Below are 25,655 nucleotides of genomic sequence, written 5' to 3' on the forward strand. Positions count from 1 at the left end.
CTGACGGGAACCGCGATTATGCCCCGCACCGGCCATTCCATACGCCTACGCACTGATGCCGCCGCAAACTCAGGGCTTGGGGCCCTGCCCTTCGTTGTCTTCCCAGTGCAGGATGCGGCGGGTGACGAAACGGTAGACCGGCTTGCCGGTGACAAACCACAGCTCGCGGATCCACGAGCGGCGCTTGAGCAGGCGCCGTTCCACCGGGGTCAGCGCGTGTCGGCAGTACATCCGCTTGTGCTTGAGCAGGTGGCGCAGGTCTTCGCGCGCCAGCAGACGCATCCAGCGCGAGCGCGGGTTGCCGCGCACCGCCAGCTGGAAGTCGATCAGCGCAGGCGAGCCGTCCTCGCGCACCAGCCAGTTGGCCTCCTTGGCCAGATCGTTGTGGGCGATGCCATGGCGGTGCACCCGTTGCAGCAGCCGGCGGGCGGCACGGAAGTAGGCCAGATCACCGTGCGGTGGGCGCTGGTACATCGCCGCGCCCTCCATATAGCTGCGATCCAGCCAGTGGCCGTTCCAGCCCAGCAACCGCGGCGTGGCCTCCATGCCGTCAAGCGCGGCCAGCGCGCGGGCCTCACGCCGGGCCAGCCACCAGGCCGGCAACCGCAGCCACAGCGGCGTGGCGCCCAGGTCCCGGCGCACGAAACGGCCCTCGGGGCCCTCCACCAGCAGAATCCTGCCGAAGCTGTCTGATTTGAGCGCCTGCACACGCGCGTCGGGAAGTTCTGCCATCGCGACATTCTAGTCGGCGGCGTCCGTTGCGGGCCCGGCCAGGTGAACCACAGGCAGGCGCCCGGCGGGAACCCCGCGCCAGAACGCCGGTCTGACGGGGTCCGCCCCCTATAATCGGCCGATGAATTCTTCCTGGATCGACGCCACGCTCGCGTGGATCGCCGCCCACCCGGTGCTGGCCGGCGCTGCGATATTTGCCATTGCCTTCTGCGACGCGGTGATCATCCTCGGTGCGATCGTGCCGGCGCTGCCGTTGATGATCGCCGTGGGCGTGCTGATCGGCATGGGCGAGCTGTCCGGTCCGTACGCGGTGGCCTGCGCGACGCTGGGTGCGTTCGCCGGCGACGGCATCAGCTACTGGGTCGGCCGCCGCTGGGGCGACCGCCTGCGCGGGGTTTGGCCGTTCAGCCGTTATCCGCAGCTGCTGGACCGCGGCGAAGTGCTGTTCCGGCGCAACGCCTTCAAGAGCCTTCTGATCGCCCGCTACGTCGGCGCCATCCGGCCGTTCGTACCGGCAATCGCCGGCATGGCCTGCATGCCGTTCAGCCGCTACCTCAAGGCCAGCGGTATCGCCTGCGTGTCCTGGGCGATCCTGTTCCTGCTGCCCGGCTGGGCGCTGGGCCAGGCCTACGACGCGGTGGCCGCCGTGGCCGGGCGCCTGTTCGTGGTGCTGGCCCTGCTCGGGGCGATGCTCGGGCTGGTGTGGGCGATCGTGCTGTACAGCTACCGCTGGTCGGCCACCCGCATGGACGGCTGGCTGGCACGGCTGCTGCACTGGTCGCAGCGCCACCCGCAGCTGCTGGGGCGCTCGCTGACCGATCTGTTCGACCCGCACCGGCGCGAATCGGTGCCGCTGGCGATGCTGGCGCTGATGCTGCTGTTGCTGGGCTGGGGCTGGTTCGTGCTGCTGATGGTGGTGGTCGGCCACGGCGAACCGCTGGCGCTGGACCTGGCCGTGCACCGGCTGATGCTGGCGCTACGCAACCCGCTGGCCGATTACCCGATGGCCGCGCTGGCCTCGCTCGGCGACTGGCAGGTGCTGCTGCCGGCCATCGCCGTGGGCATGGGCTATCTGGCCTGGCGCCGGCGCTGGATGGCCGCCGCCCACTGGCTGGCGGCACTGGCCTTCGGCCTGGCGCTGACCAAGCTGCTGGGCGCCACCGTCGATGTGGTGCGTCCGCCGGCAGCCAGCAGCGGCTTCGGTTTCCCGTCGGTGGCGGTGACGATGGCGACCATCACCTTCGGCTTCTTCGCGGTGCTGATCGGCCGCGAACTGCCGGGGCGCGCGCGCGTGTGGCCCTATCTGGTCTCGGGCATCGTCGTCACCGTGATCGGCTTTGCGCGCATCTACCTCGGCGCGCACTGGCTCAGTGACGTGATCGGCGGAATGCTGTTCGGCATGTTCTGGCTGCTGGTGCTGGGCGTGGCCTACCGGCGCCGGTTCAACCGCTCGTTCTGGGTCAAACCGGTGGGCTGGCTGTTCTATGGCACCTTCATCCTGGCCGGGCTGTGGTACGCGCCGCGCAATGTGCCGGCCAAGCTGGCCAAGTTCGAGCCGGTCGCCGAGGCGCCCCGGCTGATTGCCGCCGGCCACTGGTGGCAGGACGGCTGGCGCGAACTGCCCGCCCGTCGCAACGAATTCGATGACGACCAGCGCTGGCCGCTGGACGTGCAGGTCGCCGGCCCGCTGGCGCCGCTGCAGCAGCAACTGGAACGCAACGGCTGGACCCTGCAGCCGCAGGCCGGCTGGCAGCAGGCGCTGCTGATGCTGGACCAGAAGGCCAGCCCGCGCGAGGTGCCGGTGCTGCCGGCAACGCTGGACACCAATGTCGAGGCGCTGCTGATGCTGCGCCCGGGCACGCGGCCGGACGAGATCTACGCGTTGCGTTTGTGGCCGTCCCATGTGCGGCTGCAGCCCGGCAGCACGCCGGTGTGGCTGGGTAGCGCACAGACCCTGCGTTTCCAGCGCCACCTGAAGCTGTTCGGGATGTGGCGGCCGCTGCGCGGGGTGGACCCGGCGCTGGACGCGCTCAAGCAGTCGCTGGACGGACTGGAAAGCCGGCAGCAGACCCAGGACGACAGCGACCTGCCGTTGCTGATGATCCGCAGCGAACCGGCGCCGTAACGCCCGTCACGGGCAAGCGCTGCGGCGGGTGGAATCCACTGACGCAGGTAGCCATGCCCCCATCACCACCGCTGGCCGTCACGCGTGACGGCGCCGTATCGCCCAGCGCGATCGGAGCGACGGTTGCCCGGCGACGGCCTGGATTGCGGTTACAACGGCTCCTCGATCGGCACGTCGAAGCCCGGTATCCATTCCAGCAGGCGGTCCAGGCGCTGGTGCGGATCGTGCTCCTGCAGCAGCTGCAGCCGCTGCTCCTCGGCCAGCGGCAACAGTTCGGCCAGCCGCCAGCCGACCCAGGCGGCCTGGTCCAGCTGCGCCGGACCGATCCCGGTGAACTGCCCGCCGGCCTGGTCAAGGATGTGTTCCAGCAAGGTGCCCAGCAGCCCGTGCTCGGGGCGCAACTCGTCGTCGCTGTCGCGGTCGCACCAGTGCACTTCGGCCACCACCAGGCCGTTGTCGCGCACCCGTGTGCCGGTCGCATGGAAACGACGGCCACCGCGCAGGCGCAACACCAGCACGCCATCGGCACCGACGTCGAAATCCTCGATCTGCGCCTCCACGCCCCATGCCGCGGGCACAGCCGGCGCGCCGACTTCCTTGCCCTGCAGAATCAGACAGATACCGAAGCTGCCGCCGCTGCGGCCGCATTCGCGCACCAGATCCAGATAGCGTGCCTCGAACACGCGCAGGCCCAGCGCGGCGCCGGGCAGCAGCACCGCGTGCAGGGGAAACAGGGGGAGCGTCTGCGGTGACATCATCGATCAGCGGGAAAAGTCGTATTGCACCGGAATAGTACGCCCTGGCGTTGGCCTGACCATCGTCCGGGCAGCATTCTCAGCCGCCCTGCAGCTGTTTCAGGAAGCGGCGCGGCGCGCCATCAAAGCCGCCGTTGGACATGAACACCACATGGTCACCGGCGCGCGCGAGCTCATCCAGACGCTGCAGCAGCGTATCGGTATCGGCCACGGCCTGGGCATCGCCGCGCACGTCATCGATCACTTTTGCCGCATCCCACGGCAGTTCCGGACGCGCCAGGAACACCACCGCATCGGCCAGCTCCAGCGACGGCGCCAGCGCCTGGGCATGGGCACCGAGCCGCATCGAATTGCTGCGCGGCTCCATCGCCACGACGATGCGCGCTTCACCCACCTTGGCCCGCAGGCCTTGCAGCGTGGTGTGGATGGCGGTGGGGTGATGGGCGAAATCGTCGTAGACGGTGATGTCATTGGCGGTGCCGATGACCTCCATCCGTCGCTTGACGCTATGGAAGCGGGCCAGGGCCGGCGCCACGGCCGCCACATCCACGCCCACCGCCTGCGCGGCGGCCAGCGCGGCCAGGCCGTTGAGCACGTTGTGCCGGCCGAGCAACGGCCACTGCACGGTCGCGATCTCGACCCCGCGATGCAGTACTGCGAACGCACTGCCATCGTCGTGGATCAGCCGCGCACTCCATTCCAGCGACGGCGCGAAGCCGAAGCGTTCCACCGGCGTCCAGCATCCCATCGCCAGCACCCGTTCCAGGTGCGCGTCCTCGCCATTGACGATCAGCCGGCCGCGCGCCGGCACCGTGCGCACCAGGTGGTGGAACTGGCGCTCGATCGCTTCCACATCCGGGAAGATGTCGGCGTGGTCGTATTCCAGATTGTTGAGGATCGCCACCAGCGGCCGGTAATGGACGAACTTGCTGCGCTTGTCGAAGAACGCGGTGTCGTACTCATCGGCCTCGACCACGAACTCGCGGCCCTGCCCGATCCGCGCCGAGACACCGAAGTCCTCGGCCACGCCGCCGATCAGGAACCCGGGCTCGCGGCCGGCAGCCTGCAGCAGGTAGGCCAGGATGGTGGTGGTGGTGGTCTTGCCGTGGGTCCCGGCCACGGCCAGGGTGTCGCGCCCGGGCAGCACCTGCTCGGACAGCCACTGCGCGCCGGAGGTGTAGCGACGGCCGTCATCGAGCACGGCTTCCACCGCCGGATTGCCGCGCGAGAGCGCATTGCCGACCACCACCTCATCGCAATCAGCGCTGATATTGGAAGGCAGATAGCCTTGCGACAGCGTGATCCCCAGTGTTTCCAGCTGGGTGGACATCGGCGGATACACCGCCTGGTCGCTGCCTTCGACCTGGTGACCGAGCTCGCGGGCCAAGGCGGCCACACCGCCCATGAAAGTACCGGCAATGCCGAGGATATGGATCTTGCTCATGCCGGCGATTGTCGCCGATGCGTTCACGCCCGGGTACCGCCCTTCCGGAATACCTACCCGTATGTAGGGAATTACCTGATACCGCGTTCAGCCAATCGGACCCAGAATGCGCCACGCCAGCCGCAGTATCCCTCAGGTCCTACTCCCCAAGAGGCCATCCCCAGGGAGCTCATGCTGCGGGGCTCTGAGCAAGCCCATCTGCTGGCCTCTACAAATGCAAACGCCCGGATCCATCACTGGATCCGGGCGTTTGCGTCTGGGCGGTCGTGGCCGTTGCCCGCCACAGCCGCCAGCGGATCAGCGCTTGATCGCGGCCAGGATGCGGGCCAGCACTTCGTCCAGCGCACCGACGCCATCGACGCGGGCCAGGGTGCCCTTGGCGGCGTAGAAATCGATCACCGGTGCGGTCGAATCGTTGTAGACCTGCAGACGCTGGCGCACCGATTCGGGGTTGTCATCGGCGCGGCCCTGCTCCTGGGCGCGGCCGGCGATGCGCTCGACCAGCAGCTCGGTCGGCACATCCAGCTGCACGATCGCATCCAGCGGCTGGCCCAGCTTGGCCAGCAGTTCGCCCAGCGCGTTGGCCTGGGCCACGTTGCGCGGGTAACCGTCGAGGATGAAACCCTTGGCGGTGTCGGCCTGCGACAGGCGCGATTCGAGCATGCCCAGCAGGATGTCGTCGGACACCAGGTTGCCGGCGTCCATCACCGCCTTGGCCTGCTTGCCCAGCTCGGTGCCGGCGGCCACTTCGGCGCGCAGCAGATCACCGGTGGAGATGTGCGGAACCTGCAGTTGTTCCTTCAGGCTCGTCGCCTGCGTGCCCTTGCCCGAACCGGGCGGTCCCAACAGAACCAATCGCATTCCTGACTCCCATATGTTTGAGGATGATGTCTTTCAGGGACGGACAGCGGCGTTAGACTCAGGGGCCGATTCACGCTGCACCGCAATATGCGCAGCTTACCGCATCCGGCCAATGTCCCGGAATGTCCCCCGCCCGTAGAGTTTTACCCATGTCCCAAGGCACCCTGCTGTACGCCCAGTCCGGTGGCGTGACCGCCGTCATCAACGCTACCGCCTCGGCCGTCATCACTGAAGCAAGGTCGAAGAAAATCAAGGTATTGGCCGCGCGTAACGGCATCCTGGGTGCGTTGCGCGAGGAGCTGGTCGACACCTCGAAGGAGTCGGCCGCCAGTATTGCCGCGCTCGCCCACACGCCGGGCGGCGCCTTCGGCTCGTGCCGCTACAAGCTCAAATCGCTGGATGCGGACCGGGCCAAATACGAGCGCCTGCTGGAGGTGTTCAAGGCCCATGACGTGCGCTGGTTCCTCTACAACGGCGGCAACGATTCGGCCGACACCGCGCTGAAGGTCTCACAGCTGGCCAAGGAGTACGGCTACCCGCTGACCTGCGTGGGCGTGCCCAAGACCATCGACAACGACCTGGCGGTGACCGACACCTGCCCCGGCTTCGGCTCGGCCGCCAAGTACACCGCCATCTCGGTGCGTGAGGCCGCGCTGGATGTGGCCGCCATGGCCGAAACCTCCACCCGCGTGTTCATCTACGAGGCGATGGGCCGCCACGCCGGCTGGCTGGCCGCAGCCGCCGGACTGGCCGGCGAGAACGCCGAGGACGCGCCGCAAATCATCCTGCTGCCCGAGCGCGCCTATGACGAGGCGAAGTTCCTGGCCAAGGTGAAACAGGTGGTGGCCAAGGTCGGTTTCTGCGTGGTGGTGGCCAGCGAGGGCATCCAGACCGCCGACGGCCAGTTCGTCGCCGATGCCGGGGGCGCCACCGATTCGTTCGGCCACACCCAGCTCGGCGGCGTCGCCTCGTACCTGGCCGGCAAGGTCAAGGCCGAACTCGGCTACAAGGTGCACTGGACCCTGCCCGACTACCTGCAGCGCTCGGCCCGCCATATCGCGTCCAAGACCGACTGGGAACAGGCGCAGGCCGTGGGCAAGGCGGCCGTGCAGTTCGCACTGAAGGGACACAACGCGGTGATGCCGGTGATCGTGCGCAGCTCCGATGCGCCTTACCGCTGGAAGATCGAGGCCGCGCCGTTGTCGAAGATCGCCAATCACGAAAAGAAGATGCCGGCCAGCTTCATCCGCAAGGACGGTTTCGGCATCACCGACAAGGCCCGCCGCTACCTGCAGCCGCTGATCCGCGGCGAGGCGCCCCTGCCATATGGGCGCGACGGCTTGCCCAAGTACGTGACGCTGAAGAATGTGGCGGTGACCAAGAAGCTGCCGGCGTGGGAAGGCTGAACACGATGTATCCGCGCGTTGGCCTTTGGGCGTTGCTGATGCTGCTGGTGTGCTGGACGCTACCGGCATCGGCTTACACGCCACAGGACGGCGACATCGTGTTCCACACCTCGACCTCCAGCCAGAGCGTGGCGGTGCAGGCCGCCACGCATTCGCCCTACAGCCACATGGGCATCGTGCTGCTGCGCGGCGGTGTCCCCCACGTGCTGGAAGCCGTGCAACCGGTGCGCTACACGCCACTGCAGGCCTGGCTCGACCGTGGCAGGCAAGGCCGCTATGTGATCAAACGGCCCGCAACGCCGCTGGATGCCAACACCAAGGCACGCCTGCAGCGCGCGGCCACGCCCTACCTCGGCAAACCCTACGACCTGACCTTCGAGTGGTCCGACCAGCGCATCTACTGCTCCGAACTGGTGTGGAAGCTGTACCGCGATGCCACCGGCATCCGCCTGGCACCGCTGGCGCGGCTGGACAGCTTCGACCTGCAGGCACCGGCCGTGCGGGCCAAACTGCGCGAGCGCTATGGCGCGAACATCCCACGGGACGAGCCGGTGATTTCGCCGGCGGCCATCTTCGCCTCACCCATGCTGGTCACCGTGGACCAGCGCTGAGGCCCGAGTGTCCGGCCCGTTGAAACGGGCGGACACCTTTCACCCGTTCAACGGGTGCAGGCGGCGCCTTCCACCGACAACCGGGCCGAGTACGCCGGCAGCGCTGCCAGCTTGCCGGCAGCGGCCTGCGTCTTGGCATCGCCCAGATAGACACGGTTCTGGCCCTGACCATCCAGCGCGACCTGCTGTCCAGCCGGCTTGCGCCACACCTCCACCTGCGCCTGTTGTGAGCGGCAGGCAGCCGATGGAATACGCACGACCTCATTGAGCTTCCAGCCGGCCGCTTCGCTGGGCGTGACCTTGGCGAAATCCAGAAACACCGCACGCGGCTGGCATTGCGCACTGGTGCGTACCAGCTGCATGTCATAGGGACTGGCCGCGTCCCCGGTAAAGCGCCCTTCGATACGGGTGCAGGCCTCGGGAATCTGCCGCACGGTGTGCACCGCACCATCGGCTTGCGCACTGCCCGCGGGGCGTTCGATCTCCGGTTTGGCGCTGGCGGCAAGCACCGGCAACGGCAGCGCGGTGAACAGGATCAGGACAGCGGCGGCTTTCATCATCGTCGGTTCCGTATCGGCAGGTCGCCGACGCTGCCAGCGTGGTGCTGAACCCCAGGGCAAGGACGGGGCCGGCTGGCGGTGCAGACAGCTGCCAGTCATACTCGGACCGCTCCAGGATTGTTTGAACACCGCGACACGTACCACAGCCGCCTGCGGCCCCGGGTCTGTTCCAGTGCTTCGTTCTGCCCGGCGTGTCCCCGCTTCATCCACTGCCGGATGGCATCCATCAACGTTGTTGGAGGGGTCATGCTCGAACAGTACGGTCTTGTGCTTTCGCTGGTCTGCGCCGCGGTCGCCATCGTCTACGGCATCATTTCGGCCCAATGGGTATTACGGCAACCTGCCGGCAACGCCCGCATGCAGGAAATCGCCGCCGCCATCCAGGAAGGCGCGCGGGCCTATCTCAACCGCCAGTACCTGACCATCGCCATCGCCGGCGTGGTGCTGTTCGTGCTGGTCGGTTTCTTCCTCAGCTGGTACACCGCGATTGGTTTTGCGATCGGCGCGGTGCTGTCCGGCGCGGCCGGCTACATCGGCATGAACGTCTCGGTGCGGGCCAATGTGCGCACCGCCGAGGCCGCCCGCAACGGCCTGCGCGCGGCGATGGATGTGGCGTTCCGCGGTGGTGCGATCACCGGCATGCTGGTGGTCGGGCTGGGCCTGCTGGGCGTGGCCGGCTACTACCTGGTGTTGCAGAAGCTGGGCCTGAGTCAGGCCGACAACCTGCACGCGCTGGTCGGGCTGGCCTTCGGCAGCTCGCTGATCTCGATCTTCGCGCGGTTGGGCGGCGGCATCTTCACCAAGGGGGCGGATGTGGGCGCGGACCTGGTCGGCAAGGTCGAGGCCGGCATTCCCGAGGACGACCCGCGCAACCCGGCGGTGATCGCCGACAATGTGGGGGACAACGTCGGCGATTGCGCCGGCATGGCCGCCGATCTGTTCGAAACCTATGCGGTGACGGTGATCGCCACCATGCTGCTGGGCGGCATGATGATGGCCGAGGTCGGCCGCAACGCGGTGCTGTTTCCGCTGGTGCTGGGCGGGGTGTCGATCATCGCCTCGATCATCGGCGCCTTCTTCGTCAAGGTGAAGCCGGGCGGCTCGATCATGGGCGCGCTGTACAAAGGCGTGATCGTCTCGGCGGTGCTGGCCGCGATCGCGTTCTGGCCGGTCACCACCCAGCTGATGGCCGATTCACCCTATGGCGCGATGAATCTGTACATCTGCGCACTGATCGGACTGGCGCTCACCGGCCTGATCGTGTGGATCACCGAGTACTACACCGGCACCCAGTACAAGCCGGTGCAGCACGTGGCGCAGGCCTCGACCACCGGCCATGGCACCAACATCATCGCCGGGCTCGGGGTGTCGATGAAATCCACCGCGCTGCCGGTAGTGGCCGTGTGCGCCGCAATCTGGTTTTCCCACCTGCATGGCGGCCTGTACGGCATCGCCATCGCCGCCACCGCGATGCTGTCGATGGCCGGCATGATCGTGGCGCTGGACGCTTACGGCCCGATCACCGACAACGCCGGCGGTATCGCCGAGATGGCCGAACTGCCGCCCGAAATCCGCGAGATCACCGATCCGCTCGATGCGGTCGGCAACACCACCAAGGCGGTGACCAAGGGCTATGCGATCGGCTCGGCGGCGCTGGCCGCGCTGGTGCTGTTTGCCGATTACACGCACAACCTGCAGCTGGCCAACCCGGGCACGGTCTTCGCCTTCGACCTGTCCGACCACACCGTGATCATCGGTCTGCTGATCGGCGGCCTGATCCCCTACCTGTTCGGGGCGATGGCGATGGAAGCGGTGGGCCGCGCCGCCGGCGCGGTGGTGGAGGAAGTGCGTCGCCAGTTCCGCGACATCCCCGGCATCATGCAGGGCACTGGCAAACCGGACTACTCCCGTGCAGTGGACATGCTGACCCGCTCGGCGATCCGGGAAATGATCGTGCCCTCGCTGCTGCCGGTGGCGGTGCCGGTGGTGGTCGGCCTGCTCCTGGGACCGAAAGCGCTGGGCGGCCTGCTGATCGGCACCATCGTCACCGGCCTGTTCGTAGCGATCTCGATGACCACCGGTGGCGGTGCCTGGGACAACGCCAAGAAGTACATCGAGGACGGCCACTTCGGCGGCAAGGGCAGCGATGCCCACAAGGCGGCGGTGACCGGCGATACGGTGGGCGACCCGTACAAGGACACCGCCGGCCCGGCGATCAACCCCTTGATCAAGATCATCAACATCGTCGCGCTGCTGCTGGTGCCGTTGCTGTAGAGACTCCGCAAGCCATTGTTTATGAAGGACAGGACACCCCGCTCCGGCGGGGTGTCCTGTTTCCAGGGGCGGGCGTGATGCAGTGCAATAGGCGCCAGCGTAGAATGGGCGTTTTCCCCAAACATCACGATTCGGAGTCAGCGCAATGAGCCTGAAACTTGTCTCGCCGGGCAAGAACCCGCCGGAAGAAATCAACGTCATCGTCGAGATTCCGAAGGATTCGGAGCCGGTAAAGTACGAAATGGACAAGGAAAGCGGCGCGATCTTCGTTGACCGCATCCTCTCCACGCCGATGCGCTACCCCTGCAACTACGGTTTCGTGCCGCAGACCCTGTGTGGCGACGGCGACCCGGCCGACGTGCTGGTGGTGCTGCCGCTGCCGCTGGTACCGGGCTCGGTCGTGCGCTGCCGTCCGGTGGGCGTGCTGAAAATGAGTGATGAAGCCGGCAGCGATGAGAAAATCCTGGCCGTGCCGGTGGCCAAGATCTTCAACGGCTATGCCCATGTGGAAGACATCCAACAGGTCTCCAGCCACTGGCTGGAGCGCATCGGTCACTTCTTCGAGCACTACAAGGATCTGGAGAAGGGCAAGTGGGTCAAGATCGAAGGCTGGGGCGACGCCGCCGAAGCCAAGAAGATCCTGGTGGAAGCCCACCAGACCTTCCTGGCCCAGCAGGAACAGCAAGGCTGATCCTGCCGCCTGCAGCGACAGTGATCACGTTTCATATCTGTAGCGCATGACCCTGTTACGGGGTTCGGCTACATTGACAGGCCGGTTTTCCCGGCCTGTTTCCGTTGTGGCCAAGTAACTGTATTTTTCTGGGGAAAGTGTCTTGCGTATCCTGCTTGTCGGCGATGAAGCCAGTCTGTCGAACGAACTTTTCGAGTACGTCAGCGATCTTGGAGAGGATTGGCAGCTGCAGACCGCCCCGGATGGCAATGCCGCCATCGCCGCAGTGGCGACCTCGGCCGTGGACGCCGTCATCGTGGCCCCGGTGCTGGCCGATCTCACCCCGGCGACCTTACTGGGTCAGATCCGCACGCTGCGCCCGGAAACCATCCGTATCGCGCTGATCGACACCGACAGCAGCCAGCGCTCCCCCTCGGCCCGCATCATCGGCGTGGCCCATCGTTTTCTGCCATTGCCGTTGGCGCCGGAAGTGTTGCTGGAGGCCCTCACCAGCCTGGAAGAGCTGCGCGAACTGCTCGACAGCCCGCGTCTGCGCACTTCCATCGGCCGCATCGAGAAGCTGCCCTCCCCGCCCCATCTCTACCTGAGCCTGATGCAGGCGCTGGAAGAGAACGAAGACAGTGATGCCAGCGAGATCGCCAAGCTGGTGGCGGCCGATCCGGCCATCGCCGCCAAGGTGCTGCAGCTGTCCAATTCGGCCTTCTTCAACAATGGCCGCGCCATCTCCGACCTGCGTGGCGCGGTGACCCGGCTGGGGCTGTCGACGCTGCGCGACCTGGTGCTGGCCAGTGAGGTTTTCTCGCTGGCCGCCATTTCCGCCGCCGAACGCAACGCCCTGCAGTCCCGGGCGTTGCTGGCCTCACGCCTGGCCGCAAAGATGCTGCCCGCCTCCAGCGCCGAGCTGGGCGCCACCGCCGCACTGCTGGCCGACATCGGCCTGCTGCTGCCCGGTGTACGCAACGAGCGCAGCGAGGCTCCGGCCGACGGCGACGACCGCCCCGGCCATGCCGAAGCCGGCGCCTATCTGCTTGGGCTGTGGGGCCTGCCAATGCCGATCATCGAAGCCGTCGCCTTCCACCTTCAACCCCAGCGCTCGACCGTGCGCAGTTTCTGGGTGAGCGGCGCGGTGCATGTGGCCACCGCACTGGCCGGCGGCACGGCGGTCGACGAGCAGTACCTCACCCGTACTGGCGTGATTTCCAAGCTGGAAGGCTGGCGCGAGCTGGCGGCCGATCTGGCCGGACTCAGCGTCGAGGCCTGACTCCCCGTCCGGCAGCACAGCGAAACGGCCGCCCTTGGGCGGCCTTTTTTGTATGTGCCTGCGGCCCCTCCAGCCACCGGGATAGCCGTTCAAGTACGGACGGGAAGCGGCACGCAGGCGCTGTTGCATCCGGGACAGGTCCATAGAAAAGGGGTGGGCCTTGCGGCCCACCCCTTGGTCTTGCGTCACAGAAATCCGATGGATCAGAACTTCTGGGTGTACTTCAGGTACAGGAAGCGACCGATGTCGAAGCCGCCGTAGTACGCGAAGGCGCTGTTCGGCGCCGAGTACTGCAGCGCGCCACGGTGGTTGAACAGGTTGTTCGCACCGATGGCAACGGTGGCATTCCACGGCGCCTTGTAGCTGACCTGCAGGTCGTGGAAGGTGTTCGAACCGGTGGTACGCAGCGGAGCCTTCTCACCGTTTTCATAACGGTTCGGCAGGTCACACCAGCCCTCGGCGGTGGTGATGCAGGTTTCCTTCATGCCCGAGAAGTAGCGCGCGGTGTAGTTCACACCGAAATCGCCGTACTCCCAGTTCACGCCCACGTTCGAACGCACACGGAAGATACCCGGCGAGCCGACGTTGCCGATGATGATCTTGTCACCGGCCTTGTTCTGGCCGACTTCGTCGTACTTGGCGGTGTAGGTGGTCTGCCAATCCAGCGAGATCTGGCCGATGGCCAGTTCCGGCAGACGGTACTTCACACCCAGGTCGTAGCCTTCGGTTTCCATCTGGCCCAGATTGGCCAGGCCGTAGAACATCTCGGTGATGTGACCATCGGCGGCGCGCACGATACCGGCACAACGGCTGCTGTCACCCAGCACATAGCAATCGCGCAGGATGCGGGTGACGCTGTCGGAGATGATCATGTCCTTGATCTGGTAGTTGTACCAGTCAAGCGAGATGTCCAGACCCTGCACCCAGCGCGGGCTCCACACCAGACCCACGGTCTTGCTGGTGGAGGTTTCCGGCTTCAGGTTCGGGTTGGAACCGGAAATGAACTGGTCCGGGGTAGCGCACGGCCAGGTGGTGCAGGGCTCCGAGCCCTGGCCCAACTGCACGTAGTGCGGAGCCACGCCAGCCGCGGTGCAGGCGGCATTGCCGGCAACACTGCCGGCCACGCCGACCGAGCACGGATCGGTGTAACGCTCGAAGCTGGCACTGATGCCACCGTACATGTTGTCGATCGACGGAGCGCGGAAGCCCTCGGCGTAGGTGCCACGGACCAGCAGTTCATCCAGCGGACGCCAGGTGACACCGAACTTGCCGTTCACGGTGTCGCCGAAGTTGCTGTAGTCCGAGTAACGGCCGGCAACGTTGATGGTCAGTTCCTTGGCGAAAGCCATGTCGGCCAGCACCGGGATGTTCAGCTCGAGGTAGACCTCGTCCAGGTCGTACTTGCCGTTGGTGGTGCTCTGCGCCAGACCGGTGTACTGGCCCGACTGCATGAACGCATCCGGCACGTAGCGTGCGTCTTCTTCGCGGTGCTCGATACCGACGGCGAAGCCCAGGTCACCGGCCGGCAGGGTCATGATCGAACCGGCCAGGTCAGCGGTGAACGCGGTGGTCTTGGAGACACCGGTGGTGGTGAAGGTCGGGAACAGGAATTCCTGCAGATCCTTGTCCGCCAGCGAACCCGGGCCAGCCACGCCGATCGGCAGCAGCGGATTCCAGGCCAGGCAGCCGTCGATCGGCTTGGCGGCGGTGCCGCAACGGGCAACGCCATTGGCGTCGATGAACGACGGACCCAGCGCCTGACGTGCAGCGATCAGGCTCATGTCACCGTGGTTGCTCTTGACCGACTCGTTGCGGTTGAACAGCGCACCGACATTCCAGTCGAACGACTTGCCGGCGAAATCGAAGAAGCCGCTGACCGACGGCGCGAAGCGCAGGGTCTTGAGCTGGCTGTCGGTGGTACGCGGCACTTCCGAAAGACGGCGACGGAACTGAATCTGCTCACCAGTCGGGTTGAACACCGAGTCGGCGGACATCGGGGTGTTGATAGCAGCCTGCGCCGACTGGTACGGGTAACCGGCGATCTGCTGGTCGGTATTGCGCTCGTTGTACAGGATGTCCGCGTTGAACGAGATGTTGTCGGTGAAGTCGTAGGTGCCGTTGACATAGACCGACTTGCGCTCGATACCGGTCTGCAGGCTCATCTCGGTATTGGCGTTGGTGTACTCACCTTGGGTGATCGGGTGGTAATCCGCAACGTTGTTCGGATTGCCGCCTTCGTTCAGGGTGCACCATGCATCGGCGCCGCCCGGGCCGCACGGGCCGAACCAGCTGCCCTTGTTGGTCACAGCACTCCAGTCAGCCGGAGTCGAATTCGGACCCTTGCCGCCGTCACGCGAGTACCAGCGGTCACCGGCCATCACCGGATCCTGCTTGCTGTACTCGGCCGACAGGGTCAGGCTGCCACGCTCGCCGGTGGCGCCCATGGTGAAGGAGTACTGCTCCAGGTCACCGTCGCCTTCGCCGTACTGGCCGATATGGACGTTTGCTTCGGCGCCGTCGAAGTTCTTGCGGGTGATCACGTTGACCACGCCGGCGATGGCGTCCGAACCGTAGATGGCCGAGGCACCGTCCTTCAGGACTTCAATGCGCTCGATGGCCGACATCGGGATCTGGCTCAGATCCTGGTAGCCACCAGAGGTGGCGCCCAGGCGCTTGCCGTTCATCAGTACCAGGGTGCGGTTGGCGCCCAGGTTGCGGATGTCGATGTAATAGCCACCCACATTCTCGCCCGAAGCCAGCGATTCCGAACGCGAGATGGCCGGGGAGCCGGCCGAGGTCATGTTCTGCAGCACGTCGGCAACCGAAGTGAAGCCCTGCTTTTCCAGGTTTTCACGGCTCAGCGTCAGGATCGGCTGCTGGGTCTCCATGTTGGCACCGCGGATGCGCGAGCCGGTGACTTCCAGGCGGTCCAGCGTGGTGGCGCCAGCAGCGGCGTCCTGCGCCGAGGCAAAAGCCGGGGTCAGCGCAATGGCAATGCCGGCCGGGAGCAAGCCCAACCGCACAGCGGGAGTACGAAAATTCATCAATCTCTCCGATTACGTTAGTGGTGCGTTAAACACCCCTGAACGTTACGTTCGAGTCGCATAGTTTTATTTGCGCAACCCAATCGGAAACTTTGCCGATTCTGGCGGCAACATTTCCATCGCCTCGCGGTAGCGGGTGGCCGAGGTGCCGTACTTGGAGCGGAATGCCCGCGCAAAGCTGCAGCAATTGTCAAAGCCACTGGCAGCGGCCACTTCACCGATCATCATGTCGGTATCGCGCAGCAACATGGCCGCACGTTCAAGACGCAGGCGTGCAGACAACGACTGCGGACTTTCCTCATACAGGCTCTGGAACGTCTTGGACAGGTACCAGCTGGAGAAGTTGGTCAGCTCGGCCAGTTCACCGATACGCACCACCCGGTGGCTGTTGCCTTCCAGGTACATGCGCGCCCGCTGCATCCGCCCGAACACCTGCCGCTTGCGCATCCGTGACCGTCCCGGGCACCGCTGCACGCCGCCGGACATCTCCCGCTGCAGCGAGGCGATATGCAGCAGCAACGGCCGCAGGTGATGGATGCTGGTACCCGGCCCTTGCGCTTCGCGCCACAGGCGCAGTGCCAGCCGGGCCTCGGCCTGGGTCATGCGGCCACGGCCGGTATAGACGCTGCTGTCGGCCAGCGTTCCGAGCATGCGCAGCGCGTCACTGTCGAGGCTCACGCCGATACACATCCCATCGCGCCCGGCCTGGATCAGCGGCCGCGACTCCTTCTCGAACGCGATCCACTCGCGCTGGCGCAGGCGGAACTTGCCTTCCTTGGACTCCACCCAGGCGCTGCCACGCAACTGCAACCACACCGTGAACACCGTTCCGGAGGTCTGCAGACTGCCCAGCCGGGCAACGCCCACGCAATTGGGTCGCACGCCCTCTTCAGCCTGCTTCTCGAATGACACCGACTGGCCGCGATCGACCCAGGATACCTGCCGCATGTGACACACCATCATTTGCCGTCAATGGCCGATGGTTTTGCCAACTCTGGCGCCCCGGGTCAGGAAGTTCCGGCGAGTTTGCTCCGAAAATTTCCAGATGCCACTTGCGAAAGAATCACGAAAGCGGTTTTTTCAACCACGGCAACCACTTGGCCGCACCAAGCGAAGGCCACGGCACACGCTCCGCTACCGGCATCAGACCGATATCGGTGCCGTCGGCGATGGCCAAAGCGACATAAACAGCGCTGCCATCGGGTGCCATGCTCAAACCGTTGCGCGATCCGTAGCGTCGCGCGTCCAGACACAGGCTGCGATCCGGCTGCTCAATGGCGGTGAGCTGACTGGCACAGTCCGGAGCGATATGCAGATAGTGCACGTGGCCGGTGCCCGTCACCGCCCACGTGCGATAACGCCAGCGCGTAGGCGCCTCCGTGCTGAGCAGCCTGATACTGCTCTGGGCCAACGTCGGGCCCACCTGCCACAAGCCGGCGTGCGCCAGCCGCGTGAACAGAACACGATCTCCTGCCCTGTCCAGCCGTACCTGGGACACCCCCTCCATCGAGGCCAGGCGCCGCCATGGCTGCTGCCGGCGGTCGAACAGGGTCAACCGCATCCGGTCATCGGTGTCGCGCTCGAGCACCAGCACGCTGCCCGGTTGTGATCCATAGATCGCCTGCAACGGCTCATGCACCGGCACCGGCAATTTCTTCCAGTGCCCCTCTTCGGGCGTCACCTCATAGATGCCCGGCATGCCCTCGCCGTCACGCCCGGCAACCAGCAGGCTGTGGCCATCGGCGGACCAGTCCATCGGCTGCCGCGCTTCCGGACGGAAACCTTCGATCACCTGCAACGAATCGGGATCATCCAGCCTTCCCCACCACAGCGCGAACGTGCCCGAGCGGTTGGAGGTGAACGCAAGGCGTTTGCCGTCTGGCGACACCATCGGCTGACCGTCCCGCCCCGAGGATGCGAACAACCGCTGCGGCTTGCCGCCTTGCTCTCCCAATGGAAACCGGAACAGCGCGTACCGGGGGTGGTCCCGCTTGAACGCCAGGCTGCGTCCCTGCCGCGACACCGACGGGCTGTCGGCGTCATCCACGCCCAGATCACGCAGCAGGCCGGTTGTCACATCCAGGCGATACAGACGGGACTCGCTGTCCACACGTCGGCCGAACACCAACTCGGTCGCGCCGAGCCAGCTCCAGCCGCGTATTTCCGCCGCATCCTCGGTCACACGCCTGGCGTTGCGCCCATCGGCATCCATCACCCACAGATCCCCCACCTGCGGATTGCGCACGAAACCGATCCGCTTGCCATCGGGCGAGTAACGCGGCGCGTAGTCGAAATCGTCATTGCCCGTTTCATAGCGCAACGACGACCAACGGCCGGATACCAGATCGAGTACCCGGATACCCCGGCTGGCCTGGCTTCCTGTCATCGAGCCGAAGAGCAGGCTGCGTCCGTCCGGCGACCAGTCGAAGCTGAGCATCTCGGTGCCATCACAACGCGCCACCCGCCGCGCACTGCCCCCTGTCGCCGACACCAGCAACACCTCGCACATGTCCCCCGGATGGAACCGCGCGAATGCGATCTCGCGCCCATCCGGCGACCATGCCGGAAAGCGGTCGGAAGCCTGCGCAGGTGGCGCGACAAGCGGCGCGGCGGCGGTATTGCCCGTGCTCTGTATCCACAGACTGGAAAGCCCCTCCTCCTCCTTGGCGAACACCACCAGCGAACCGTCGGGCGACAGGGCCGGACTGGTCTCGAAGGCTGCGGTAGAGGTGATGAGCCGGTAGGGGCGCTCCGGGCTACCCACCACACGGGTACCACGGGTGTTGACCACATCCGGATCGGCAACCGCCGGCGCGGTCCACAACAACCAGAACATCACCACCGTACTGGCCAGCAGCGCCAGGCCGACAGCGATCAACACCTGGCGTCGCAGCCGCCGGCGTATCGAGCGTCTGGGCACATCGGCCGCATGCGTTGCGCCAGCTTGCGCGCCGTGAACCAGCGCCGTTTCGCTTAACGGCGACCGTCCCGCAGGAATAGAACCCTGGCCCTCCCACGACACCGGTGCCAGCAAGCGGTAACCGGTCTTGGCGATGGTTTCGATATACGCCGCGCCATCAATTCCGCTCTCGCCCGAAGTGAAGGCCTTGCGCAAATGCGTGACCGCCTGGGTGAGCACATCGTTGGTCGGCATGGTGTCCGGCCACACCTCGGCGAACAGCTCATCACGCGTGACGACCTGGCCGGCCTTGCGGACCAGCACCAGCAGCACTCCGATACTTTTGGGCGTCAATCGGCGCAACCGCCGTGCGCCGGGCACATGCACCTCACGCGAGGACAGCACCACGACACATTCACCGATCAGCAAGCGATCGGACACCGGTTTTTCGTTGTTGGGTATATCCATGCCACTCAGGGAAGGAATTGCCGGAGGACACAATCCTGTGTCCGCCCCCTGGAAGCAGGGCTACCAGTGAACCGCCAAAGTCCGCAAACGGCGTCAACGCAAAGCGCAAATGAATTAGATCGAGCAAATATTAGCCTATCGAGGTTCCTCGCGTTACCACGCGGGACGACATCAGGCTCTCTCTCGCCGACGAATACACATAATCTGCTGCAAAATTCGCGCCTCCGGGCGCGAAATTTTTATCTGGCGTTCATTTTTTTCCGGCTTTGTGGATCGTCAGTCCGACCAGTCGGGAAACAACCAGAGCCACATACATCACGCCTGAAAACTGCTCCAGCATCACCAGCGCGCGGGCCTGCGGCAGCACCGGTACGACATCACTCAGGCCCACTCCCGAGAGCAAGCTGAAGCTGAGATAAAGCAGCTCCGTCCACGTCCGGAAATCGCCCTCGCTGGTGGCGACAAAGCTGCCCGGGATCCAGTGTTGGCAGACCGAAAACGCGAAAGCGAATGCCCAGGCCAGCAGGGTGAAGGTCGCGCCGGCGGCGAACAGCTCATCGCGGGTGACCTTGTGATCCTGCAACATGTAGGCGATCAGGCTCCATGTCGTATAGAAGTACAGCAGACATTCGAATACCTGCGCCACCATCGTCACCGAATAGCGATCGAGCAAGGCGCCGGCGACCGAGAAAATCACCGCCGGTATCGCCAGCACCAGTGCAATCCAGATGGTGAGCGGACTGCGACGCACCACCCACACCGACAAGCCCAGCACCGCCATGCCGAAGGCGCCGAACACCGCACGTCCTGCTGGCATGTTTTCCATCACCGGATACAGCAGCACGCCCAGCAGCTGCACGCCTAGCAACCAGGCCGACGGGTGCTTGCGTGCCAGTACGATCCATCTCAGCTGGGCGCGCGCGAAAGCACCGGACATCCTCGCCATGCGACGGGACTCTAGGGGGTGGCGGCGGCCGCACGATAGGGGTATTCGGCAAATATTGCCGCCACGGCCGTGTCGATCCGCTCGCCGCGACGCTGCGGGTCGGAACGGCCGACGGTGCCAACCGCGATGCCTTCCCAGACCAGCCGCTTCAGACGGGCATCGATCACATCCACATTGAGTGTGCCCTCGGTGTACTGGTACACATCGGTACGGTCACGCCAGTAAGGCACAGCCACATAGCCGCGGGCGCGGTAGCTGTAGTAATAGTCGTAGTCCACTTCCGGCATCGTGGTGACACGCGTCTTGTCCTGCAGGTACGCGTTGAGGTTCACCCACAAATCCGGATTGCGCTCATCGAACACATAACCCCGTGCCTCCATCTGGGTGCGGACCGCCGCACGGATGCGGTTGCTGGTGATGGTGGTGTAACCGTGCTGCTCCAGCGCCAGCGGCGTGTAGAACGCGAAACTGCGGTAGCGCGAGAAGTCCGCGCTGGGATCCGCCTGGCTGGCTACACGCGGGGTGCTGGCGCAGGCGGCAAGCATCAGTACCAAGGACAGCCCGACAAGCCGGAAAACGGTGCGAAGTTCCATGACGACTTCCCAGTGGTGGACGGAAGAACGCTAGCACGTCCAACCGGTGCCGGCGGTCAAACAGCCGCCGGATGCGCTGTGCCCGGACCTCCGGGCAATGGCAGGGGCTGGAAAGGGATACCCGGACCCGCGCACGGGGACTTGAGGGTCTCGGCCTGCCGGGGTGTGGCGCCCCCACCCCGTCCACGGCTTGCCCGATCACCCTCACCCGCTGCCCCGGTGAGGGTGACCTGACTGGGATGCGTCACCCATGCCATGTCCTCGCAGCGGACTCATCGCCCCATCGGCATCGCCGCGCAACGCAACGCAACGCAACGCAACGCAGGACGGTGCCGTGTCAGCCGGTCACCGCCGCACCACGCCCCGTCATCGACCGCTAACAAAATGGTGACATTCCGTTCAGTAGCATGATGATCGTCGCGCCAATTCCAGTGGCCCTACTCCGGGCTCGCCTGCAGCGCCTTGCCGCGCCTGCCCGCGGAGAACCCCCTGCTGCGCAGATCCCGGCTCAGCTCCCTTCAATCCCCTTTGACTGGAGAAGCTCCTTTATGGTGTTTCGTGTCTCCATCGCACTGGTTGCCCTGCTGGTGCTCATCGCCGGTATCGCACCCGGTCCGTTCAACGAGGTGGTGCAGACCGCGCTGACCGAGGTGGTACGCGGCGCCGGCTGGCTGTATCTGCTGATCGTGTTTCTGACGCTGCTGTTCCTGCTGTATCTGGCCTTCGGCCGACTGGGCAACCTGCGCATCGGCGGCGAGGATGCCGAACCGGATTTCTCCCGCGCCAGCTGGCTGTCGATGCTGTTTGCCGCTGGCATGGGAATCGGCCTGGTGTTCTGGGGTGCCGCCGAGCCGATCTCGCACTTCGTTACTCCGCCCGAGGGCCTGCCAGCGCAAAGCATGGACGCGGCGCGCGCTTCGATGCGCTATGCGTTCTTCCACTGGGGCCTGCACCCCTGGGCAATCTATGCGCTGATCGGGCTGGCGATGGCCTGGTTCCAGTACAACCGCAATGGACGGGGACTGATCAGCGACATGCTGCAACCGGTCATCGGACATCATCACCGCGGCTGGTTCGGCAAGCTGGTGAACATCACCGCTGTGGTGGCCACCACCATCGGCGTGCCCCCGACACTGGGCTTTGGCACCATCCAGATCGCCGCCGGCCTGCAACGGGTATTCGGGGTGAGTGCCGGCGTCCCATTGCAGCTGACCGTGATCGTGGTGGCGTTCGTGCTGTACATGGCCTCCACCGCCAGCGGCGTGGAACGGGGCATCAAGTGGCTGTCCAACTTCAACCTCGCCCTGGCCGCGCTGCTGCTGGCGGCGGTCCTGCTGCTCGGCCCCACCGGCTTCATCTTCGATACGTTCACCACCACGCTGGGCTCCTATCTGAACCAGCTGGTGACGATGAGCCTGCGCATGTCGCCCTTCTCCGGCAGCACCTGGGTGGCGGACTGGACGATCTTCTATTGGGCGTGGTGGATCGCATGGGCGCCTTTCGTCGGCTCCTTCATCGCGCGCGTTTCACGGGGTCGCAGCGTGCGGGAATTCGTGGTGGGCGTGGTGCTGGCACCCACGCTGCTCGGCTTCCTGTGGTTTTCCGTGTTCGGTGGAACCGCACTGTGGTCGCAGCTGTTCGGCCAGGCCGATCTGGTGCAGGCATTGGGCAACGGCTATGAGACGGTACTGTTCACGATGTTCGACAGCCTGCCCGCCTCACTGCTTCTTTCCGGCCTTGCGCTGGTACTGCTGACCATCTTTTTCGTCACCTCGGCCGATTCGGCGGTCCTGGTGCTGGCCAGCATGTCCATTGACGAAGCCGGCGACCCGCCGCTGTCACGCAAACTGGTCTGGGGCGTGGCTGTTGCGCTCATCGCCGCAGTCCTGCTGCTGGCCGGCGGACTGGACGCATTGCAAAGCATGATCACCATCGCGGCGCTGCCCTTCGCCTTGCTGATGGTGCTGGTGATGGTGTCGCTGTACCGGGTACTGGATGCCGAACACCACCGGCAGCGCCGCCTGGCACAGCGCACCCGGCACATCATCGAGGCATGGATAGAACGCGAACAGATGGCCCAGGAGGACGCCCGGGCCGAGGCGGAACGCACCGTGGGCGGTGATTGAGCGGTGCCCGCGCCTGGGCGGTGCGTGCCATCGCTGAGCAAAGCGGCCCGCCCGCTTCCGTCCGGGAACGCAGGGTGGCGGATCAGTGACACGCCTGGCCTGCGTGTCTGCGAGGACAGCCCCCAAGCGCGCTTGCCGGCGCTGCCGTCAGTCCCGCCCGTTGCCGGCGGCGGCTTTCTCAACCGGACTCAGTAGCCAGCCGCCTGCCCGTCCTTGCGGCTCTCCGATGCGCCGTAATACACCCCGCTGTCCGGGTCACGCAGGATCGCCTGATAGCCACCATAGGGACCGTCGGCGAATACCACCCGGTGGCCTTTGCGCATCAGCGCGCGGATGGTTTCGTACGGGAACCCGGTTTCCAGATTGACCTCGCCGCCGTCGCTCATCGCCAGCGCCTGTCCGGTCGGCTCGGTCGAACCTTCGTGCTGGATGCGCGGGGCATCGCCGGCCTCCTGCAGGTTCATGCCGAAATCCACCAGGTTCATCACGATCTGCGCATGCCCCTGTGGCTGCATCGCGCCGCCCATCACGCCAAAGCTCGCATAGGGCCTGCCGTCCTTGGTGATGAACGCCGGGATGATGGTCTGGAACGGCCGCTTGCCGGGTGCATAGCCATTGGGATGATCCTTCTGCAGGACGAACATCTCGCCACGATCCTGCAGGATGAAGCCCAGCCCCGGCGGCGCCATGCCACTGCCCATGCCGCGATAGTTGGACTGGATCAGCGACACCATCATGCCGTCGGCATCGGCCACGGTCATGTAGATGGTGTCGCCCTCCTCCAGCTGACGGGGCGTGCCCGGCTGCACTTGCGTCAACGCTTTGTCTGGCGAGATCAACGCGCGCCGCTGCGCGGCGTAGTCCTTGGAAATCAGCCGCTGCACCGGCGCCGGTGAGAACGCCGGGTCGGCATAGAAGCGCGCCCGATCGGCGAAGGCCAGTTTCTTGGCCTCCACGAACAGGTGGACATGTTCGGGCGAGCCGAACGGGATCTTCGAGAAGTCGTAGCCCTCCAGGATATTGAGGATCTGCAGCGCGGCGATGCCCTGGCTGTTGGGCGGCAGTTCCCAGACGTCATATCCCCGGTAGTTGCTGCTGACCGGCTCCACCCACTCGCCGTGGTGGCTGGCCAGGTCCTCGTAGCTGAGATAGCCGCCATTGGCCTTGAAGTAGGCGCCGATGGTGCGGGCGATCGGCCCCTTGTAGAACGCGTCACGACCGCCCTCGGCAATCTGCTGCAGTGTGTCGGCCAGATTCGGATTACGCCAGATCTCGCCCTTGCGCGGGGCGCGACCGTCGATGGTGAACTGTTCCTTGAACCCGGGATACGACGACAGCTTGGGCACCGAGCGGTCCCAGTAATAGGCGATCACCTCCGCCACCGGATGGCCGTCGCGGGCGTAGCCGATGGCAGGTGCCAGATTGTCGGCCATCGGCTTGCGGCCGAAGCGCTCATGCAGCGCGAACCAGCCATCCACCGTGCCCGGCACCGACACCGGCAGCGGCCCGGTGGCCGGGATCTCCTTCAGTCCCCGGCGCTGGAGTTCGGCCAGGGTCAACGAACGCGGCGAACGGCCCGAGCCGTTGTAGCCATACAGCTTCTGCGTCTTCGGATCCCAGACGATCGCGAACAGGTCCCCGCCGATCCCGTTGCCGGTCGGCTCCATCAGCCCGAGTGCGGCATTGGCGGCAATGGCCGCGTCCACCGCCGAGCCGCCGGACTTCATCACCTCCAGCGCGATCTGCGTGGCCAGCGGCTGCGAGGTCGCCGCCATCGCATGCGGCGCGATGACCTCCGAACGGGTGGCAAACCCGGGACCGGTGATGCGGTCGGCGGCAAATGAAAACGTCGCGGGAACCACGGTCATGGCCAGCAACAGCGCGCTACGGATCATCGGAAGGTACCTGTCGGGAATATCCAGAAGATAGTCCAGCACCCCGCGTTCGCCCAGCTCTTACGCGTGTCTTACGCCGCCCCCGTATCTAGTCGGCTGAAACACACCACCCGCGCCAGCAACAGCGGGCACACCGGTTCTTCCAAAGGGGCTCTTCAATGCAAATCCGATCCAACCGCCGCCAAGGCGGCTTCACGCTGGTCGAAATGGCCGTGGTGCTGGTCATTATTGGTGTAATCATCGGCGCGGTGATGATCGGCCGCGATGTCCAGCGCAACGCCGAGTACACCCGGATCAAGCAGAAGTTCGTCGACCAGTGGGTGGTGGGTTACAACAGCTACCACCAGCGTTTCGGCGCCCCGGTGGGTGACAACCAGGCGGCGCCGCGGCTGATGGTTGCCGGTATCGACTTCAACGGTGCCGCCGGTTCGCTGTCCGGCGGCGACATGGCCGGCGCGACCTCGCCCGGTGCCATCTGCAATGCCGCCGCCCCGCAGGGCATCACCGCGGCAAGCACCAATGGCCTGCAGCTGCGCGACATGATGCGCCGCGCCGGCATCAGCCTGCCGCCGGGTCGCGGCGAAGGTTTTGAAGACCGCTATGTCTACCTGGATACCAACGGCAATCCGCAGGAAGTGCAGGTCTGCTTCCAGTGGAATCCGCCGGGTACCGGCTCCGGCTCGGGCAATGTGATGGTCATCTCCGGCCTGACCCCGGACCTGGCGCGCTCACTGGACCAGATGATCGACGGCAAGCCCGATCCGCAATCCGGCGCGTTCCGCCAGCAGGGCGTCGCCGCCAAGACCGCCACGGACAATGCCAACACCGCCGGCATCGAATGGCAGGGCAACAACACCGAGGCCTTCAATACCTCCGGCACCGGCACGGCTGCCGCAAACGGCACCAACACCGATACCGAACAGGTGTTGACGATGACCGCCCACTACAAGATGAACCAGTAAAA

Annotated in this window: 19 protein-coding genes; 8 read left to right on the top strand and 11 right to left on the bottom strand. The window is 65.6% G+C overall.

Annotated features, from left to right (window positions below; genetic code table 11):
• Positions 1–69 precede the first annotated feature (69 nt).
• Complete coding sequence (locus ACVOMH_RS02205) at positions 70–732, bottom strand: protein kinase family protein (RefSeq protein WP_481550897.1); 663 nt, start codon at positions 730–732, stop codon at positions 70–72.
• Between the two features lie 121 nt (positions 733–853).
• Here ACVOMH_RS02205 and ACVOMH_RS02210 point away from each other — a divergent pair, with 121 nt between their 5' ends.
• Complete coding sequence (locus tag ACVOMH_RS02210) at positions 854–2,857, top strand: bifunctional DedA family/phosphatase PAP2 family protein (protein WP_481550898.1); 2,004 nt, start codon at positions 854–856, stop codon at positions 2,855–2,857.
• A gap of 149 nt (positions 2,858–3,006) precedes the next feature.
• Here the strand turns inward: ACVOMH_RS02210 and ACVOMH_RS02215 are convergent, their stop codons facing one another.
• The 3 genes from ACVOMH_RS02215 to ACVOMH_RS02225 form a co-directional block, all read right to left on the bottom strand.
• Complete coding sequence (locus ACVOMH_RS02215) at positions 3,007–3,615, bottom strand: LON peptidase substrate-binding domain-containing protein (protein ID WP_481550899.1); 609 nt, start codon at positions 3,613–3,615, stop codon at positions 3,007–3,009.
• Positions 3,616–3,691: 76 nt separating this feature from the next.
• Positions 3,692–5,065 (bottom strand): UDP-N-acetylmuramate:L-alanyl-gamma-D-glutamyl-meso-diaminopimelate ligase, encoded by a 1,374-nt coding sequence (gene mpl / locus ACVOMH_RS02220; protein WP_481551147.1) that lies wholly within the window; start codon positions 5,063–5,065, stop codon positions 3,692–3,694.
• Positions 5,066–5,353: 288 nt separating this feature from the next.
• The gene (locus ACVOMH_RS02225; protein ID WP_054659115.1) at positions 5,354–5,917 is read right to left on the bottom strand and encodes an adenylate kinase; all 564 of its coding nucleotides are present in this window, start codon (positions 5,915–5,917) and stop codon (positions 5,354–5,356) included.
• A gap of 149 nt (positions 5,918–6,066) precedes the next feature.
• Between ACVOMH_RS02225 and ACVOMH_RS02230 the strand changes: the two genes are divergently transcribed.
• Both ACVOMH_RS02230 and ACVOMH_RS02235 read left to right on the top strand, forming a co-directional pair.
• Entirely contained in the window at positions 6,067–7,323 is a 1,257-nt protein-coding gene (locus tag ACVOMH_RS02230) for a 6-phosphofructokinase (RefSeq protein ID WP_481550900.1), read from the top strand.
• A gap of 5 nt (positions 7,324–7,328) precedes the next feature.
• On the top strand, positions 7,329–7,934 hold the full coding sequence (locus tag ACVOMH_RS02235) for a YiiX family permuted papain-like enzyme (protein ID WP_481550901.1): 606 nt from the start codon (positions 7,329–7,331) through the stop codon (positions 7,932–7,934).
• 47 nt (positions 7,935–7,981) lie between these two features.
• Here the strand turns inward: ACVOMH_RS02235 and ACVOMH_RS02240 are convergent, their stop codons facing one another.
• Positions 7,982–8,491, bottom strand: coding sequence for a hypothetical protein (locus ACVOMH_RS02240; protein ID WP_481550902.1), 510 nt, complete (start codon positions 8,489–8,491; stop codon positions 7,982–7,984).
• A gap of 249 nt (positions 8,492–8,740) precedes the next feature.
• Between ACVOMH_RS02240 and ACVOMH_RS02245 the strand changes: the two genes are divergently transcribed.
• The 3 genes from ACVOMH_RS02245 (at position 8,741) to ACVOMH_RS02255 (ending at position 12,720) form a co-directional block, all read left to right on the top strand.
• Positions 8,741–10,768 carry a sodium-translocating pyrophosphatase gene (locus ACVOMH_RS02245; protein WP_481550903.1) on the top strand — a complete coding sequence of 676 codons (2,028 nt, stop codon included), beginning with the start codon at positions 8,741–8,743 and terminating at the stop codon, positions 10,766–10,768.
• A 145-nt stretch (positions 10,769–10,913) separates the two neighbouring features.
• A complete protein-coding gene (ppa, locus tag ACVOMH_RS02250; RefSeq protein WP_054660091.1) occupies positions 10,914–11,459 on the top strand; it encodes an inorganic diphosphatase in 546 nt (181 codons plus the stop codon).
• Positions 11,460–11,601: 142 nt separating this feature from the next.
• Positions 11,602–12,720, top strand: a complete 1,119-nt coding sequence (locus ACVOMH_RS02255) for an HDOD domain-containing protein (protein ID WP_057505603.1) — start codon at positions 11,602–11,604, stop codon at positions 12,718–12,720.
• Between the two features lie 203 nt (positions 12,721–12,923).
• Here ACVOMH_RS02255 and ACVOMH_RS02260 read toward each other — a convergent pair whose 3' ends face one another.
• From ACVOMH_RS02260 to ACVOMH_RS02280, 5 genes are all read right to left on the bottom strand, one after another.
• Positions 12,924–15,764: a TonB-dependent receptor plug domain-containing protein gene (locus ACVOMH_RS02260; RefSeq protein WP_481550904.1), complete on the bottom strand. Its 2,841-nt coding sequence runs from the start codon at positions 15,762–15,764 to the stop codon at positions 12,924–12,926.
• A gap of 66 nt (positions 15,765–15,830) precedes the next feature.
• Entirely contained in the window at positions 15,831–16,712 is an 882-nt protein-coding gene (locus ACVOMH_RS02265) for a helix-turn-helix domain-containing protein (RefSeq protein ID WP_481550905.1), read from the bottom strand.
• Between the two features lie 115 nt (positions 16,713–16,827).
• Entirely contained in the window at positions 16,828–19,131 is a 2,304-nt protein-coding gene (locus ACVOMH_RS02270; protein ID WP_481550906.1) for a winged helix-turn-helix domain-containing protein, read from the bottom strand.
• Between the two features lie 250 nt (positions 19,132–19,381).
• Complete coding sequence (locus tag ACVOMH_RS02275) at positions 19,382–20,068, bottom strand: ion channel (protein ID WP_481524486.1); 687 nt, start codon at positions 20,066–20,068, stop codon at positions 19,382–19,384.
• A gap of 20 nt (positions 20,069–20,088) precedes the next feature.
• Positions 20,089–20,670 (bottom strand): DUF4136 domain-containing protein, encoded by a 582-nt coding sequence (locus tag ACVOMH_RS02280; RefSeq protein ID WP_481550907.1) that lies wholly within the window; start codon positions 20,668–20,670, stop codon positions 20,089–20,091.
• Positions 20,671–21,218: 548 nt separating this feature from the next.
• Between ACVOMH_RS02280 and ACVOMH_RS02285 the strand changes: the two genes are divergently transcribed.
• Positions 21,219–22,796, top strand: coding sequence for a BCCT family transporter (locus ACVOMH_RS02285; protein WP_481550908.1), 1,578 nt, complete (start codon positions 21,219–21,221; stop codon positions 22,794–22,796).
• Between the two features lie 188 nt (positions 22,797–22,984).
• Here the strand turns inward: ACVOMH_RS02285 and ggt are convergent, their stop codons facing one another.
• Entirely contained in the window at positions 22,985–24,691 is a 1,707-nt protein-coding gene (ggt, locus tag ACVOMH_RS02290) for a gamma-glutamyltransferase (protein ID WP_481551148.1), read from the bottom strand.
• Positions 24,692–24,849: 158 nt separating this feature from the next.
• On the opposite strand from ggt, the gene ACVOMH_RS02295 reads away from it, so the two are divergent.
• Positions 24,850–25,653 carry a prepilin-type N-terminal cleavage/methylation domain-containing protein gene (locus ACVOMH_RS02295; RefSeq protein ID WP_481523947.1) on the top strand — a complete coding sequence of 268 codons (804 nt, stop codon included), beginning with the start codon at positions 24,850–24,852 and terminating at the stop codon, positions 25,651–25,653.
• The last annotated feature ends 2 nt before the right edge of the window (positions 25,654–25,655 follow it).

The sequence above is a fragment of the Stenotrophomonas sp. STEN013 genome (assembly GCF_056760355.1).

Excerpts from the sequence above, each read along its gene's own strand:
- ACVOMH_RS02225 (WP_054659115.1), bottom strand. The coding sequence starts at position 5,917 with ATGCGATTGGTTCTGTTGGGACCGCCCGGTTCGGGCAAGGGCACGCAG.
- ACVOMH_RS02245 (WP_481550903.1), top strand. The coding sequence starts at position 8,741 with ATGCTCGAACAGTACGGTCTTGTGCTTTCGCTGGTCTGCGCCGCGGTC.
- ACVOMH_RS02295 (WP_481523947.1), top strand. The coding sequence starts at position 24,850 with ATGCAAATCCGATCCAACCGCCGCCAAGGCGGCTTCACGCTGGTCGAA.
- ACVOMH_RS02260 (WP_481550904.1), bottom strand. The coding sequence starts at position 15,764 with ATGAATTTTCGTACTCCCGCTGTGCGGTTGGGCTTGCTCCCGGCCGGC.
- ACVOMH_RS02240 (WP_481550902.1), bottom strand. The coding sequence starts at position 8,491 with ATGAAAGCCGCCGCTGTCCTGATCCTGTTCACCGCGCTGCCGTTGCCG.
- ACVOMH_RS02205 (WP_481550897.1), bottom strand. The coding sequence starts at position 732 with ATGGCAGAACTTCCCGACGCGCGTGTGCAGGCGCTCAAATCAGACAGC.
- ACVOMH_RS02215 (WP_481550899.1), bottom strand. The coding sequence starts at position 3,615 with ATGATGTCACCGCAGACGCTCCCCCTGTTTCCCCTGCACGCGGTGCTG.
- ACVOMH_RS02210 (WP_481550898.1), top strand. The coding sequence starts at position 854 with ATGAATTCTTCCTGGATCGACGCCACGCTCGCGTGGATCGCCGCCCAC.
- ppa (WP_054660091.1), top strand. The coding sequence starts at position 10,914 with ATGAGCCTGAAACTTGTCTCGCCGGGCAAGAACCCGCCGGAAGAAATC.
- ACVOMH_RS02235 (WP_481550901.1), top strand. The coding sequence starts at position 7,329 with ATGTATCCGCGCGTTGGCCTTTGGGCGTTGCTGATGCTGCTGGTGTGC.
- ACVOMH_RS02285 (WP_481550908.1), top strand. The coding sequence starts at position 21,219 with ATGGTGTTTCGTGTCTCCATCGCACTGGTTGCCCTGCTGGTGCTCATC.
- ACVOMH_RS02270 (WP_481550906.1), bottom strand. The coding sequence starts at position 19,131 with ATGGATATACCCAACAACGAAAAACCGGTGTCCGATCGCTTGCTGATC.
- ACVOMH_RS02265 (WP_481550905.1), bottom strand. The coding sequence starts at position 16,712 with ATGCGGCAGGTATCCTGGGTCGATCGCGGCCAGTCGGTGTCATTCGAG.
- ACVOMH_RS02230 (WP_481550900.1), top strand. The coding sequence starts at position 6,067 with ATGTCCCAAGGCACCCTGCTGTACGCCCAGTCCGGTGGCGTGACCGCC.
- ggt (WP_481551148.1), bottom strand. The coding sequence starts at position 24,691 with ATGATCCGTAGCGCGCTGTTGCTGGCCATGACCGTGGTTCCCGCGACG.
- ACVOMH_RS02280 (WP_481550907.1), bottom strand. The coding sequence starts at position 20,670 with ATGGAACTTCGCACCGTTTTCCGGCTTGTCGGGCTGTCCTTGGTACTG.
- ACVOMH_RS02275 (WP_481524486.1), bottom strand. The coding sequence starts at position 20,068 with ATGTCCGGTGCTTTCGCGCGCGCCCAGCTGAGATGGATCGTACTGGCA.